This is a genomic window from Bacillus cereus group sp. BfR-BA-01408, assembly GCF_022663305.1.
GTDB classification, from domain to species: domain Bacteria; phylum Bacillota; class Bacilli; order Bacillales; family Bacillaceae_G; genus Bacillus_A; species Bacillus_A pacificus.
This window is the reverse complement of the sequence record NZ_JAKUFF010000027.1, coordinates 1-15,612: the sequence shown is the minus strand read 5'-3', so window position 1 is coordinate 15,612 and position 15,612 is coordinate 1. Positions and strand designations below refer to the sequence as shown.

Here is a 15,612-nt window from a genome sequence, read left to right as displayed (position 1 = left end):
TTTTTTATAACATAACACCAACGATAATCGCTGATAGAATACTTACTAATGTTGCACCGTACACAAGGCGTAAACCGAATGATGATACAACATTTGATTGATTTTCATCGATACCTTTCGTTGCACCTGCGATAATTCCGATTGATGAGAAGTTCGCAAATGATACAAGGAATACAGAAAGAATTCCAACTGTACGAGCTGATAAGTCACCCGCTACTTTTCCAAGATCAAGCATCGCAACAAACTCGTTTGATACTAATTTCGTTGCCATAATTTGTCCCGCTGTTACCATCTCTGCTTGCGGGATACCCATTACGAATGCTAATGGCGAGAAAATGTATCCTAAAATAGCTTGGAATGTAATACCGAAAACTGAATCAAACAAGCTATTGATTGCTGTAATTAATGCTACGAAACCAAGTAACATCGCTGCTACTGTAATCGCGATTGTGAAACCAAGCATAATATATTCACTTAACATTTCAAAGAATGACTGTTTTTTCTTATTTTCTAATTTCAGTGTATCTTCTTCTTCTGTAATATCGTACGGGTTAATAATATGAATAATAATGAAACCACTAAATAAATTTAATACAAGTGCTGTCACTACATATTTTGGTTCGATCATTTTCATGTAAGAACCGACGATTGACATCGATACTGTTGACATAGAAGATGCACATAATGTATATAAACGGTGTTTTGGGATTTTACTTAATTGATCTTTTACTGTAATAAATACTTCTGCTTGCCCAACAATAGCAGCTGCTACTGCGTTATATGATTCTAGTTTTCCTAAACCATTTACTTTACTTAACAAAGTACCAATAGCACGAATAAATATCGGTAAAATTTTAAAGTGCTGCAGAATTCCAATTAAAACGGCAAAGAATACGATTGGCAATAACGCTGTTAAGAAGAATGAAACCTCTCCTTTATTAACAAGACCACCAAATACGAAAACGATTCCAGCTTCCGCATATCCAAGAAGTGCGCCAAATCCATCTGAAATTCCTTTTACTAAAATATAACCAATTTGCGTATTTAATAAGAAATAAGATAATGCTAGCTGAATAATAAGCATAATTGCGATTGGTTTATACTTAATCTTCTTTCGATCGGAGCTTATAAGAAAACCGAGTACAAATACAACGAGTAATCCTACAAGAAACATAACAAACTTCATTAATAAAATCCTCCATTTAACTCTTCATTAACGTTGAACGTCTGACCACTAAAAACAAGAAATAATCCGAACTTTCCATTTCTCCTCCAAAATCTTCAATCGGATAAGAAAAATCATAAAACCTCTTGTTTCAAAGGCATTTTCCATTCTAACATAAATCACAACTCATATCCGCACTTTTCTTTAAAAAATTACATTTTATTAAGAAACATTCATTAATGTTCGTCTTTTACTTCTTACAAAGATTTAGATAAAATAAAAAAATGGGCATCAAGTTTCACTTGATACCCATTTCCTTATACCGCTTTTTCTTTATCTGCTACTTGCTCTTCCCAGCACTCTGTATTTTTCAGGCCTGGAATTGAATTCGCATAGAAGACTGGATCTTTTCCTTGTTTCTTTTGCTTTACATAATCTGATAATGCTGCAAAAGCATACTTAGAAAGGAATACGATTGCAACTAAGTTAATAACAGCCATAATACCCATGAATAGATCAGCTACATCCCAAACGATTTGAATTGTTGCTACAGACCCTAACATAACCATACCAAGTACAGCAATGCGGTACGCTGTTAATAACACTTTACTTCCATTTAAGAATTCAATATTCGTTTCACCATAGTAGTAGTTACCTACTAATGAACTAAATGCAAACAAGAAGATTGCAACTGCTACAAATATAGATGCCCACGGTCCGATATGTTGACTTAATGCTTGTTGCGTTAATTGAATACCATTTAAATCAGCTGCATTATGCACATCTGATAAAAGAATGATAAATGCTGTACAACTACAAATTAATAATGTATCTGTAAATACCCCTAAAGTTTGAATGAAACCTTGTTTAACTGGGTGCGTTACGTTTGCAGTCGCTGCTGCGTTCGGCGCACTACCCATACCTGCTTCATTTGAGAATAATCCGCGTTTTACCCCTAATAAAATCGCAGCACCTAATCCTCCACCTACTACTTCTTTAATTCCGAAAGCATGTAAGAAAATTTCTTTAAATACATACGGAATTGCCGTAATGTTTGTTACAACAACGAATAATGCTACTGCTACATAAATAATCGCCATTACTGGAACAATCATTTCAACCGCGCGTGCAATTCGCTTTACTCCGCCAAAAATAATAACTGCAAGTAAACCAGCCATTACAAGACCTACTAATCTACTATCTGTTTTGAATGCCCCATCAAAAGCAGCTGCTACAGTATTAGATTGTACAGCGTTAAAAATTAATCCGAAACTTACTGTTATTAATACAGAAAAGATAGCTCCAAGCCAGCGCTTATTTAAACCCTTTTCCATATAATACGCTGGACCACCACGGAACGTATTCCCATCTTTCACTTTATAAATTTGCGCTAATGTGCTCTCTACAAATGCAGAAGCACCCCCAATTACCGCGATTAACCACATCCAAAATACTGCTCCTGGTCCACCTGCTGAAATTGCAATAGCTACTCCGGCTAAGTTACCAGTACCTACACGAGAAGCTGTACTCATACAAAAAGCCTGGAATGATGATACACCACTCTTCTCTTTTTGTGCTTTCCTCGTTTTCGAACTCGCCCCATCCCCAAGCAATCGAATCATTTCACCGAAGTAACGAACTTGGACAAATTTCACACGGAATGAAAAGTAAAGTCCTAACCCAATTAACATCGCAATAATGATATATGACCAAAGGACATTATTTATATCCCCAATTACCTTAGCTAAAAAATCCATAATTGCATTGCCCCCTCTTCCTAACAATAAGAAAATTATATTCTAAAAACTCTTAGTAATCAAGAACTTTATGTTAGGTTTTCTGACATCTGTACGTTAACGCAATTAACATTCATGATTTTTTTACGTAAAACTATAACCAATACGCGCATTTATCCAATACTAAATCACTCGCCCTATGCAACCAGTCATACCTTTAAGACAGTACGTTTCCTACAAATAACATGAGAAATGAACAAACAAAAATTATATCAATCATTACCTCTCACTCTTTTCATCATTTACTACAACAAAAAACGAGCACTGAATTCATCTCGATGCTCGCCTTTTCATTATACTGCCTTTTCTTTATCCGTTACCGCTGACTTATCCCAACACTCTGTGTTCGTTAAACCGGGAATAGAATCTGCACGGAAGACTGGATCTTTTCCTTGTTTCTTTTGCCTTACATAGTCTGCCAATGCAGCATACGCAAATCGTCCAAGAAGTGTAATCGCAATTAAGTTCGTGATTACCATTAGTCCCATAAATAAGTCCGCCATATTCCATACAACTTGAAGCGTCGCAACAGAACCGAATAATACCATTCCCACTACCGCAATACGGTAAATTGTTAACCAAGTTTTACTTTGTTTAATGAATTCAATATTCGTTTCACCATAATAGTAGTTTCCTAAAAGTGAACTAAACGCAAATAAGAAAATAATAATCGCTAAAAAGCTACTTGCCCATGGGCCAATTTGTGAACTTAATGCATTTTGTGTTAGTTCAATACCTTCTAAATTCGTTGCTTTATATGCACCAGAACATAGTACGATAAATGCTGTTGATGTACATACTAAAAATGTATCTACTAATACTCCAATTGTTTGAATAAAACCTTGCTTTGCCGGATGCGTTACATCAGCTGTTGCTGCCGCATTCGGAGCACTACCCATACCTGCTTCGTTCGCAAATAATCCGCGCTGAATACCATATTTCATCGCAGCACCAATACCGCCACCTACAGCTGAATCTAAACCGAATGCACCTTTAAAGATTTCCGTAAACACATCTGGTATTAAATAGAAGTTTTTAATGACAACGAAAATCGCTACTGCAATATAAATAAGCGCCATTGGCGGAACAATCATTTCCGACATACGTGCAATACTTTTTACACCACCAAAAATAATAACCGCAACTAATGCAGCTAATACAACCCCAACAATATAACGCTCAATACCAAAAGCATTTTTAAATGCTAATGTTACTGTATTTGCTTGTACTGAGTTAAAAATTAAACCGTAACTAATTGTAATAAGGATAGAGAACCAAATTCCCATCCAACGTTTATTTAAACCTTTTTCCATATAATAAGCAGGGCCACCACGGAAGCCACTGCCATCTTTTGTTTTATAAATTTGGGCAAGCGTACTTTCTACAAAACTTGAAGACGCCCCAATAATCGCAATAATCCACATCCAAAATACTGCTCCAGGTCCTCCCATAGAAATCGCTAACGCTACACCAGCTAAGTTACCAATACCAATACGGGCTGCTGAACTCATACAAAATGCTTGGAAAGAAGATACACTACCTTTTTTACGCGTCTTTCCAGTTAACCCATCACTCATTAAACGAATCATTTCCCCTAAATGAGTAATTTGTACGAATTTCAATTTAATAGAAAAATAAATCCCTAAACCAATTAACATTGCTATAAGAATATATGACCAAAGAATTGTATTTGTTGATGAAACGAATTGTTCCAAAATATTCATACAATTAACCCCTCCTTTTCTCCATAAAACGAATTATATTTAAAAAACATTCAAAAATCAACATTTTTCGACAATTTGCAATTTCCAAATATTAGACAGTCTTGCAGTAAAAATATCTCTATGACTGTTCTCCCTCTAACTGTGCATACTAAAACAAAAAATAATTCACAAACAACCCTATTGACAAAAATAACACCCTGTAACTATAATGATTACATCAGGTTGTAACAAACCTAATTACAACAAATTCATTTACTTTCAGATATACACTTTAACAAAACACTTTGGAGGGATTTATTATGAAAATCGGAATTATCGGAGCAACTGGTAAAGCAGGAAGTCGTATTTTAAAAGAAGCATTGGATCGCGGACATGAAGTAACTGCAATCGTAAGAAACGCTGCAAAAATTACAGAAGAAAATGTAAAAGTTTTAGAGAAAGATGTATTCTCTCTTACATCTAACGACCTACAAGCATTCGATGTAGTTGTAAATGCATTCGGTGCTCCAGCAGGCGAAGAACACCTTCACGTAGATGCAGGAAATGTACTAATTGAAGCTATGAAAGGTGCACCTAACACAAAATTACTTGTAGTTGGCGGCGCTGGAAGCTTATTTGTAGACGAAGAGAAAACAACACGTGTATTTGATACACCAGGTTTCCCGAAAGAATACCTTGCAACTGCTCAAAACCAAGGTAAAAACTTAGAAATTTTACAACAAACAAATGACATCACTTGGACATTCATCAGCCCTTCTGCACTATTTGCATTAGGAAAACGCACAGGCTCTTATACAGCTGGTAAAGACAACCTTCTTGTTAACGCAAAAGGTGATAGCTACGTAAGTTACGAAGACTTCGCAGTCGCAGCACTTGATGAAATCGAAAATCCAAAACACGTAAACGAACGCTTCACAGTTGTTTCTGAGGCTGAATAATAAAGAAAAGCTCGTAAAACATAATGTTTTACGAGCTTTTTTATTATCTCACTTGTTCTAAACCATTTGGAGTAATCTTAAAGGAAATCTCTTTAAATTTCTTCGCGTCCCCTTTTCCAAGTAACTCACCAGTTTTATACCAACTTAAACGATCAGATTCTGCATGATACACTTTTATCGTATCTCCATACTGGAATGGTGTACCGTTTACTTGTTCTGCAAAATTCTTTGAAGTTTCTTGCCCTTCTGCTGTTACATGTTTTTTCTCGTTTCCATTTCCATCGTAAATCGTAAGACCTATATATTGTTCATTTACAAAACGATAATGAATCGTATCATTTGTAAATGTTGCATGTAATTTCTTTTCATCATGATTTAGTGTAACAATCGAACGCGTTACATTGGACACACCTTGATATACTATACTATCTCCATATGTAACTTCTACAGGAACTTCTGTCACTTGCCTATTTCCAAAACAATCTTTCGTTTCTACTTTTACTTTTTGTGCACCGATTTTTGTTGTATTTGGTTTCTCTACAAAGCCAATTACTTCTCCATCTTTCACTTCAACAAAGTTTTTTGCATCTAATATTTCACTGTTTGTTCCAATTACTACTTTTTGCGGCAATGCTTTTACTTCTTGCAACATGTCCATTCTCTCAAAACCTTTTTCTGTTACTTTGAAGAATAGTTCTTTCGTTCCTTTTTCCTCACCTTGACCAGTAAGGTTATTATTTTGATACCATTTCAAACGATCTGGTTCCGCGTGGAATACTTTCACTACATCTCCATACTCGAACTGCATACCATTCACTTGCTCTGCAAAGTTCTTTGAAGTTTCTTGTCCTTCTGCTGTTACATGTTTTTTCTCTTTTCCTTCTCTATCATATAAAGTAATTCCCATGTAGCGCTCTTTATTAAAATACTGATGAATTTGTCTATTCATATCAGTCGCATGGAATTGTTTCTTTTCATGCTTTAACGTTACAACTGAAGCAATTTTATTGTCGAATCCTACATATGCGATACTATCTCCATATGTTACTTCTAACGGTACTTCTGTCACTTGCTTATTCCCGAAACGATCTTTCGTTTCTACTTTTACTTTTTGTTCTCCGACTTTTGATGTAGTTGGTTTCTCTACAAAGTCAATTACTTCACCGTCTTTTACTTCAACAAAATTTTTGGCATTTAATTTTTCAGTATCTGCCCCGACTACTACCGTTTGTGGTAATGCTGTTACTTCGTGCAAACTACTTTTTAATTCAAACCCTTGTGGAGTGATTTTGAAGAACTTTTCTTTTTTATTCCTATTTTCTGCTAGATTTACTAACTTGTCATTTTGATACCAACTAAAACGCTCTGGTTCCGCATGAAATACTTTCACAATGTCTCCATATTGAAATTCAATCTCTTTCAATTGCTCAGCAATTTTTTTTGAACTTTCTTGCCCCTCTACAGAAATATTTTTCTTTTCATTACCTTCTTTATCGTATACTGTAATCTCTACATATTTTTCGTTTTTAAATCGATGATGGAGTGCATTAACACTGAAATCAACATCAATTTTCTTTTCATTATGAAGAAGTGTTATAACAGAACTCACTTCATCACCAAAACCTTTAACTACCATAGCATCCCCATAACGAGAATTGACTGGAACAGTTATTAAATTCTTATTCCCTTTATTATCTACAATTTCTACTAATACTTCCTGTTTTCCATTCTCTAATTTAGGCCATATAATCTTACCTGTTACTTTTACATCCTCACCTAAATTTTGAACGAGTTTACTTGCTTCTTTCTCATCAAACTCTGTACCCACTACAAGGTTTTGCACCTCACTTGACGGTTCACCGTATGGAATTGCGTACGCTTCAACTTGCTTTTCACGAATATCATTACTATCGGTAGCTTTCCATATTTCTTTTTCTAACTTAGGTAAATTTAATTTTTCTATTTTCTCTCTAGTATCATCATTTGCACTTAATCCCCATTTTTCAAAGAAAGGAACTAAATTTTGTCCTGCCACTTTTGACGTCATGTAAATAAACATCTGCTTTTTCTCTTCATCAGATTTAGGCAGTTCTGTATTATGTAACAAACGATACATTTGGTGCAATTTCGGATAGAATTGATCTCCATAAGCTAAATGCAATTGCCAAAACATAACTAATTTCTCAAATTCATTCATTTTCTCTTGCGCGTCTGTTTGACCTAAATAAGCAAAAGCTGCCTTGTAGCGCTCTTCTTCTTCCAGCCTTGTTTGATGACCAAACTTAGTTTGAACTGCTAAAGAGTAAATATTAACGGTTACCTCTCCCAGGTCTTCCCACTCCCAAGGTGCCTGCTGATGTAAATGCCCAACTTCATGCCAAGGCCCCCATCCATCAGTTTTTAACTCTTTACTGTCTAATACATACTTCATCGCATTCTTAACATAAGAAGTGCGGTAATAGTATGCATTCATCCAATCGCCCTCTTCTGGATATCTATTTTCAACAAATTGAACATAGTGTTTTGGCGCTTTCGCCACTCCTACACTCTCTTCAGATAATCCCGAAATCTTATTTTCTATGCGAATGATTTGATCATGCAGCTTCAATAATTCTGTTGGATCTGTATTTTTCATATAATCTTGTACAGCGTCATAGCTTGATGTGATTAGGCTTCTTTCTCCTCTTAATTCCACTGCATATGGATTCTCATACTTTTTCAGCATTTCATCCCAATCTTTTTTCGTATGCTTTCCTAATATGAATAATGGAAAATGACTTCCACCCTTAGTAACTTCAGCTGTGATATCACCTTGATTGTTCGGGTTATAGAAATACAGTATCCCGCCCACTGGAGATGATATTACATTTTCACCAGGTGTTAAATCAAATTCCTTAGGGTCTTCTTCATCATACGCATGTGTTCCTATAAAAGCTTTAATAGACTTATCACCTTTTATTTTAATTTTCATTTCTTCATTTGGCTTTGCATAAATCCCAGTTGGTTCATTTGCCGCTAGTTCCCAGTCCACCTTTAAACGATCTCGTTCCTCAGTGACATCACCTTTTCCAGGCACATAAAACGTCCTCTGCTCCAAACGACTCTCTTTGCTCTCTTCCAACTTTCCACCTTTAACCTCTTCCAAAGGCGCCGCATATCCTTTTGATGCTTCAAAAGCTACTGGTGATAATAATGTAGATATGCATATACCAGCTACTAATACCCTACTCTTTTTCTTCTTCGACATAATCTGTGTCCCCTGTTCCTTTATTTAGAAAAACCATCCTATATATTTATTTAATGAAAAATCCTATTATTTTTATAAAAATATGTAATAAATAAACGAACACCTCGCGCACCTGTATCTATTACTACCGCATTTCCCTCCATGTATTCGCTTTCTTACATTGTAAAATTTTTATGTAATATGTCCTCCTCACTTCTCTCTATTTGTGATGAGTTCTCTTCGTACATAAAAAGAGAATAGTAAAAGATATCATTTAGTATTGTCATCTATACATGTAAAGTTATAAATAGCAATAAAGTCTTACATTTTCTTCATATATGACCATCTATAGGTAGTTTTTCCAACTGAATTTTACACGCTTTACACTTTGTTTGATAGCCTTTTCAATTAGAATAATGTTACAATTTTGTGAATTTAATCTATTAATCTTAACGTTTGGATTTTATTATATTTCGTTATTTTTAAATAGCTTTTATAACATAAAAAAAGTGCTTTGTTTAGTTAATAATTATTTTAATATAATTTTATATTTCATATATAAAAAGCATTGGTTCATACCAATGCTTTCATCCTTACCTTTTATATTGATTCGGTTTATGCGGTTCGTTTGGAGTATGTGGTTTATTATTATCATGACCATTTCCTTTTTTCCAGCTCACCGATAACTCAGGACTTGTTTTTTCCTCACTACGCTCAAGTAATACGACTGCATTTTGAATTGTCGGTGTACCTTTATGCGCAATGCCTTGTAGTTTCGTTAAATTTCCTATTACTTTAAAGCTGAATCCACCAGCTGGTGTTTGTTTTGGAATTAAAATGCGGAACTTTTCTCCTACATTAAATTCCGTTTTTGCTTCGCCCTTTTCATTTACAAATCTGGCTCCCGCTGGTGCACCTGTTGCTTGCACTTTATACGTTCCACTTTTGGCATTTGTTTCTACTGTATATAAGCCTGTTTCAAAGAAATCATTTTTCAATACTGCTTCTTGTTCTTCTGTAGGAGTTACACTCATCGTAATTTCTTGTAATTCTTCACTAGCATTTGCCTTGGCAACGATATCTTTCGTTACCTTTTCTACATTTTTATTACGGAAGTCTAAATCATTAATATCGATTTGTTTTAATGCATTCCACACTGCAAGCTGCGTTGCATAATGTGCTTCTCTCCAATCTGAAACACCTAATTCTTGCGGGCTCTTTTGTGGATATCCATTCAATAGTACACGGTACACATTAATATCCACTTTCCCCATTTCCGGTAAATCTTGACCGCTTGGAGATTTCAAATCTACATTTAAGCAAAAAGCAATTTTGCCATCTGCCGTTTTAATAAGCTCTGTGCGGATTGGTTTCTTCTTGGACTTACTATAGCTCCAATCCATTTGATACTTTGTATGGTCCATAACTTCTGCGAATGCTTTTTGAAGTGGGAATAACACAAATAAAACACTTAAAAACATAGCTAAAATTTTGAACGATTGCTTTATATTCATGTTTACAGCCCCTTAATAACAAACTTAATACTAAGTAGTATTTATTTAGAAACTATTTTTATGCACAAAAAAAGAGTGCTTTTACACACTCTTTTTTCTCACCTTCATCTTAGAAATCAAAGTTATCAGGATCTGGACCAACACGGTGATTTTGGTTTAACGCATCGATTTTTTCCATGTCCTCTTTCGTTAATTCAAAGTTAAACACATCAGCGTTTGCAATAATACGGTATTCTTTCGTTGATTTTGGAATTGTAATTACTCCATTTTGAAGATCCCAACGTAAAATCACTTGAGCTGTCGTTTTACCGTGTTTCTCTGCAATTGCTTGTAATGTTTCATTATCTAATAATTGACCTTGCATTAATGGTGACCATGCTTCCATTTGAATACCTTGTTCTTTACAGAAAGCTTGTAATTCTTTTTGTGTTAAACGAGGGTGGTATTCTACTTGGTTAATCATTGGTTTAATTTCTGCATCTTTCATTACATCTTGTAAGTGATGGATTTGGAAGTTACTTACGCCAATTGCACGTACGCGCTCTTCTTTATAAAGTGTTTCTAACGCTCTCCACGTATCTTTATATTTCCCTTCTACAGGCCAATGAACAAGATATAAATCTAAATAATCTAGCTCTAATTTTTTTAAGCTTTCTTCATATGCAGCAAGTGTCGTTTCATATCCTTGATCCGAATTCCACACTTTTGAAGTAATGAATAAATCTTCACGAGAAATGCCTGCTTCTTTTATACCTGCACGAATTCCTTCACCTACAGCTTTTTCATTTCCGTAAATTGCAGCTGTATCGATGCTGCGGTATCCTGCTTTAATCGCTGATTTTACAGCTTCTACAAGTTCTGGCCCATCTTCTACTTTAAATACGCCTAAACCGAACCAAGGCATTTCTACACCGTTATGCAATGTTGTTGTACTTTGTAAATTTTTCATTATATTTTCTCTCCTTCTATTTCACTTGATCTCTTTTTTCTAAAGTCATACTCCACGCCGTTAAAATAACAGCACCTACTACCATCACACCGCCTACCCAAGCTGTATGAATTAATCCTAACGAGTTCGTTACAATACCACCTAAATAAGCACCGAGAGCGATTCCAGCGTTAAATGCCGCAATGTTAATCGCGGATGCCACATCAACAGCGCTAGGTACAAATCGTTCAGCCAATATAACGACATACACTTGTAGTCCTGGAACATTCATAAATGCGAATAGTCCCATAAAAATAATTGTGATGAATCCAGCGACTTGAAACGGCGCTGTAAATGTTAAAACAAATAATACAATTGCTTGAATAAAGAACATGTAAAATAACGCTCGAATCGGATTATGATTTGATAATTTCCCGCCAACCATATTCCCAATCGCAATTGCAATTCCGTACACTAACAAAATAATTGTAACGGTACTTGCTTTAAATCCTGTCACTTCTTGTAATAGCGGCGATAAATACGTAAATGTTACGAATGTTCCCCCGTACCCTAATGCAGTAATGATAAATACAAGTAATAGTCTTCCATTCGTAATCAGCTTAAACTGATCGCGAAATGATACAGACGTACCTTTTTTTAAATTAGAAGGAATGAGCATACTGTTAGCGATTAAGGCAACGATTCCAATTGCCACAATTACCATAAACGATGCTCTCCATCCAAATTGCTGACCGATAAATGTTCCAATTGGCACACCTGTAATGGTCGCAACCGTTAAACCAGTAAACATAAATGCAATTGCACTTGCACGTTTATTCTCAGGTACAAGCGCAGCCGCAATTGTCGATCCTATCGACATAAAAACACCGTGTGCAAACGCAGATACAACCCTTGCGATAAGTAACACAGTAAAGCTTGTTGCCACTGCCGCAATTCCATTACCAATAATGAAAATAATCATAATCCACATTAATAATGTCTTTCGCGACATACTAGCTGTTACTGACGTTAATACCGGGGCACCGAACGCTACTCCTAACGCATATAAAGAAACGGTTAAACCCGCTGTTGTAACAGAAACATGTAAATCCTCTGAAATAGATGGTAATAAACCGACACTAATAAATTCGGTTGTACCAATTCCAAACGCACTAATGGCTAGTGCTAATAAAGCAAACATACTTCTTCGATTCGTCTGCATAGCCGAAGAAGATACTGTATATGAATTCAATTGAACCCCTCCTTAATACGAGAAATCCAATCATAATAGTGTGAAAAAAGGCCTTTTTTCTTCTACAAAAATAACTTTATTGCTCATATATACTATTATGAATGGCTTCGCTCTTTTTTTGAAGAACGCACTTAAAAGTACGATAGGTACCAAAAAGTAACATAGGCACTTTTTAGTACCGTACTACTCATTTCCCTCTTACGTATGCTATTATGGAACATATTCAACATGATAAAAAGTACGTACTTTAAAGTGCTATAGGTACTTTTTAGTAACATTTAAATGATTTAGCTTCTTTTGTTGGAGAAATGCAATCTAGATTCATCAAAGGAGATTTTTATATGAAGAAATATAACATTCCCGTTGAAGCGACTTTAGAAGTTATCGGCGGAAAATGGAAAGTCGTTATTCTTTGCCACTTAACGAAAGGTACAAAGAGAACGAGTGAATTAAAACGTCTCATGCCTGGTATTACACAAAAAATGTTAACGCAGCAATTACGCGAACTAGAAGACGACGGCGTTATTCAAAGAAAGGTATACAATCAAGTACCACCGAAAGTAGAATATTCCCTTACAGACTACGGTTGGTCTTTAGAATCCATTCTTGATTCCCTTTGTACTTGGGGCGAATGCCATCTTGAAAAAGAAGGTAAGACATCGATGCTAATTGCAGAAAGTGAATAAAAGGAAAAAGGAAAAAACGAACGTGAATTTGTTCGTTTTTTCCTTTTTTTGTTTATATATATGTACATTTCTAACTGGAACAAAATATTTTATACGCTTCCATACCTTGTCAGTACTACGTTATACGCTCAATATCAAATAATTAGGAATCATTTTTATGTTAACATAGGTGTATATAGTATATAATATAGGATATATATTATATACACTTTCCGGTAACGGAGCTTTTCCATTATGCGGACAAGCCATATATCGGACAGTTCATAAATAATAAGTAAGACGTTATGGTTTTAGATTTATGTTTACAGCTTACTTGCTGTCATAAATTTAAAGGCATTTTATTGTGTTTTGTGAAACTTTGTATAAAGTTTCGTAACCGTTTACTATCTTACTTATCAAAAATAAGAGTATTGCTATCGTAAAGGAGAATTGGAGATGCCAGAAACTATGACTCAAACAAAGCCAGAACAAGAAACTGTACAAATTTCTGCTAGCCAAGGACAACTTGATGTACTTGATCAGTTGTTAAAACCTGAGGTACAAGAATCATTAACAACACTAGTAGAACAGCTTCCAAAATTAACTGAGCTTGTTAACATTTTAACTAAGTCTTATGACTTCGCTCAAACTGTTGCTACTGATGAAGTATTAAAAAGCGACACTGTTGGTGCAATCACAGAGCTTGTAGAACCTGTAAAAGATACAGTGAAAAGCATGGCTGCAACTGCAATCGAAGCGAAAGACCGTGCTGACGAAAGCAACGAAGTTATCGGCCTATTCGGTCTTTTAAAATTACTAAAAGATCCACAAGCACAAAAAATGTTCCGCTTTGTGAACGCATATCTTCAAATTAGTGCAGAACGTAACAATAAATAAGTTAACTTATAACAACAATTAGTAAAGACGGGGGATATCATACTATGTCAAAACAAATTGTCATCTTAGGCGCTGGTTATGGCGGTCTTCTTGCCGCTTTAAACGTACGTAAATATTACAGCAAATCAGAAGCACAAGTTACAGTGATTAACCAATACCCAACACACCAAATCATCACTGAACTACACCGCCTTGCAGCTGGTAACGTGTCTGAGCAAGCAGTTGCAATGCCACTTACAAAGCTTTTCAAAGGTAAAGATATCGATCTTAAAATCGCAACAGTTGAGTCATTCTCAGTTGATAGCAAAGAAATCAAATTAGCTGGCGGCACTACTTTATCTTACGATGCACTTGTAGTTGCTTTAGGAAGTAAAACTGCTTACTTCGGTATTCCAGGACTAGAAGAAAACAGCATGGTATTAAAATCTGCTGCTGATGCAAACAAAATCTACAAACACGTTGAAAACCGTATTCGTGAATACGCGAAAACGAAAAACGAAGCTGATGCTACAATCGTAATCGGTGGTGGCGGATTAACTGGCGTTGAGCTAGTTGGTGAGCTTGCTGACATTATGCCTAAACTTGCAAAAAGCCACGGCGTAAATCCAAAAGAAGTTAAACTTCTTCTTGTTGAAGCAGGTCCAAAAATCCTTCCAGTATTACCAGACCACTTAATCGAACGTGCAACTACTAGCCTAGAAGCACGCGGCGTTACATTCTTAACTGGTCTTCCTGTAACAAACGTTGCTGGCAATGAAATCGACTTAAAAGACGGTCAAAAACTTGTTGCTAACACATTCGTTTGGACAGGTGGCGTTCAAGGTAACCCACTAATCGGTGAATCAGGTCTTGAAGTAAACCGTGGTCGTGCAACAGTTGATGCATACCTACAATCTACTTCTCACAAAAACGTATTCGTTGCTGGAGACAGCGCTGTTGTCTTCGCTCCAGACGGACGTCCATACCCACCAACTGCACAAATCGCTTGGCAAATGGGTGAGTTAATTGGATACAACTTATACGCAGCACTAGAAGGCAAAGCATTCGAAGAGTTCGCACCTGTAAACTCTGGAACACTTGCTAGTCTAGGACGTAAAGATGCTGTTGCTACAATCGGAGCAAGCAATACTCCACTTAAAGGCTTACCAGCATCATTAATGAAAGAAGCAAGTAACGTTCGTTACTTATCACACATTAAAGGTCTATTCAGCTTAGCTTACTAATCTGAATATAAGCCCGAATCATGCCCTGCATGGTTCGGGCTATTTTTATCCCGCTTTAATGGGCAGTAAGACCCCCACTGATTAAAGTTTCACTTTATCCGTAATTTTCTCTAACTTATTTATTCGTCAAAAAAATGATATACCCTTTAAATTTATCTAAATATACTGACTTTTTCACAATAAAAGCTATCCCGTTTTGGAACAGCTTTTATTGTCACCTTTTGTCGGTAAATCGATATATTGAGAAAATCGCTGATATAATTCGAGTTACGGTCGATATATTT

General features: G+C 35.7%; 11 protein-coding genes. 4 read left to right on the top strand and 7 right to left on the bottom strand.

What is annotated here, in order from left to right; genetic code table 11:
* Positions 1–4 precede the first annotated feature (4 nt).
* From MR083_RS13455 to MR083_RS13445, 3 genes are all read right to left on the bottom strand, one after another.
* The gene (locus tag MR083_RS13455; protein WP_000673860.1) at positions 5–1,186 is read right to left on the bottom strand and encodes a NupC/NupG family nucleoside CNT transporter; all 1,182 of its coding nucleotides are present in this window, start codon (positions 1,184–1,186) and stop codon (positions 5–7) included.
* Positions 1,187–1,482: 296 nt separating this feature from the next.
* Positions 1,483–2,922 (bottom strand): alanine/glycine:cation symporter family protein, encoded by a 1,440-nt coding sequence (locus MR083_RS13450; RefSeq protein WP_000346387.1) that lies wholly within the window; start codon positions 2,920–2,922, stop codon positions 1,483–1,485.
* A 332-nt stretch (positions 2,923–3,254) separates the two neighbouring features.
* Positions 3,255–4,685, bottom strand: a complete 1,431-nt coding sequence (locus MR083_RS13445) for an alanine/glycine:cation symporter family protein (RefSeq protein WP_242269468.1) — start codon at positions 4,683–4,685, stop codon at positions 3,255–3,257.
* Between the two features lie 299 nt (positions 4,686–4,984).
* On the opposite strand from MR083_RS13445, the gene MR083_RS13440 reads away from it, so the two are divergent.
* On the top strand, positions 4,985–5,623 hold the full coding sequence (locus MR083_RS13440; protein ID WP_014893420.1) for an NAD(P)-dependent oxidoreductase: 639 nt from the start codon (positions 4,985–4,987) through the stop codon (positions 5,621–5,623).
* 43 nt (positions 5,624–5,666) lie between these two features.
* Here MR083_RS13440 and MR083_RS13435 read toward each other — a convergent pair whose 3' ends face one another.
* The 4 genes from MR083_RS13435 to MR083_RS13420 form a co-directional block, all read right to left on the bottom strand.
* Complete coding sequence (locus MR083_RS13435) at positions 5,667–8,870, bottom strand: putative mucin/carbohydrate-binding domain-containing protein (RefSeq protein WP_242269467.1); 3,204 nt, start codon at positions 8,868–8,870, stop codon at positions 5,667–5,669.
* 572 nt (positions 8,871–9,442) lie between these two features.
* Positions 9,443–10,363 carry a thioester domain-containing protein gene (locus tag MR083_RS13430; protein ID WP_001022516.1) on the bottom strand — a complete coding sequence of 307 codons (921 nt, stop codon included), beginning with the start codon at positions 10,361–10,363 and terminating at the stop codon, positions 9,443–9,445.
* Between the two features lie 109 nt (positions 10,364–10,472).
* Positions 10,473–11,312 carry an aldo/keto reductase gene (locus MR083_RS13425; RefSeq protein WP_000793577.1) on the bottom strand — a complete coding sequence of 280 codons (840 nt, stop codon included), beginning with the start codon at positions 11,310–11,312 and terminating at the stop codon, positions 10,473–10,475.
* Between the two features lie 16 nt (positions 11,313–11,328).
* Positions 11,329–12,513, bottom strand: coding sequence for an MFS transporter (locus MR083_RS13420; protein ID WP_161945776.1), 1,185 nt, complete (start codon positions 12,511–12,513; stop codon positions 11,329–11,331).
* Between the two features lie 371 nt (positions 12,514–12,884).
* Between MR083_RS13420 and MR083_RS13415 the strand changes: the two genes are divergently transcribed.
* From MR083_RS13415 to MR083_RS13405, 3 genes are all read left to right on the top strand, one after another.
* Complete coding sequence (locus MR083_RS13415) at positions 12,885–13,229, top strand: winged helix-turn-helix transcriptional regulator (RefSeq protein ID WP_000760472.1); 345 nt, start codon at positions 12,885–12,887, stop codon at positions 13,227–13,229.
* A gap of 435 nt (positions 13,230–13,664) precedes the next feature.
* Entirely contained in the window at positions 13,665–14,105 is a 441-nt protein-coding gene (locus tag MR083_RS13410) for a DUF1641 domain-containing protein (RefSeq protein ID WP_001115309.1), read from the top strand.
* A gap of 44 nt (positions 14,106–14,149) precedes the next feature.
* Positions 14,150–15,328, top strand: coding sequence for an NAD(P)/FAD-dependent oxidoreductase (locus MR083_RS13405; protein ID WP_242269466.1), 1,179 nt, complete (start codon positions 14,150–14,152; stop codon positions 15,326–15,328).
* Positions 15,329–15,612: the final 284 nt, after the last annotated feature.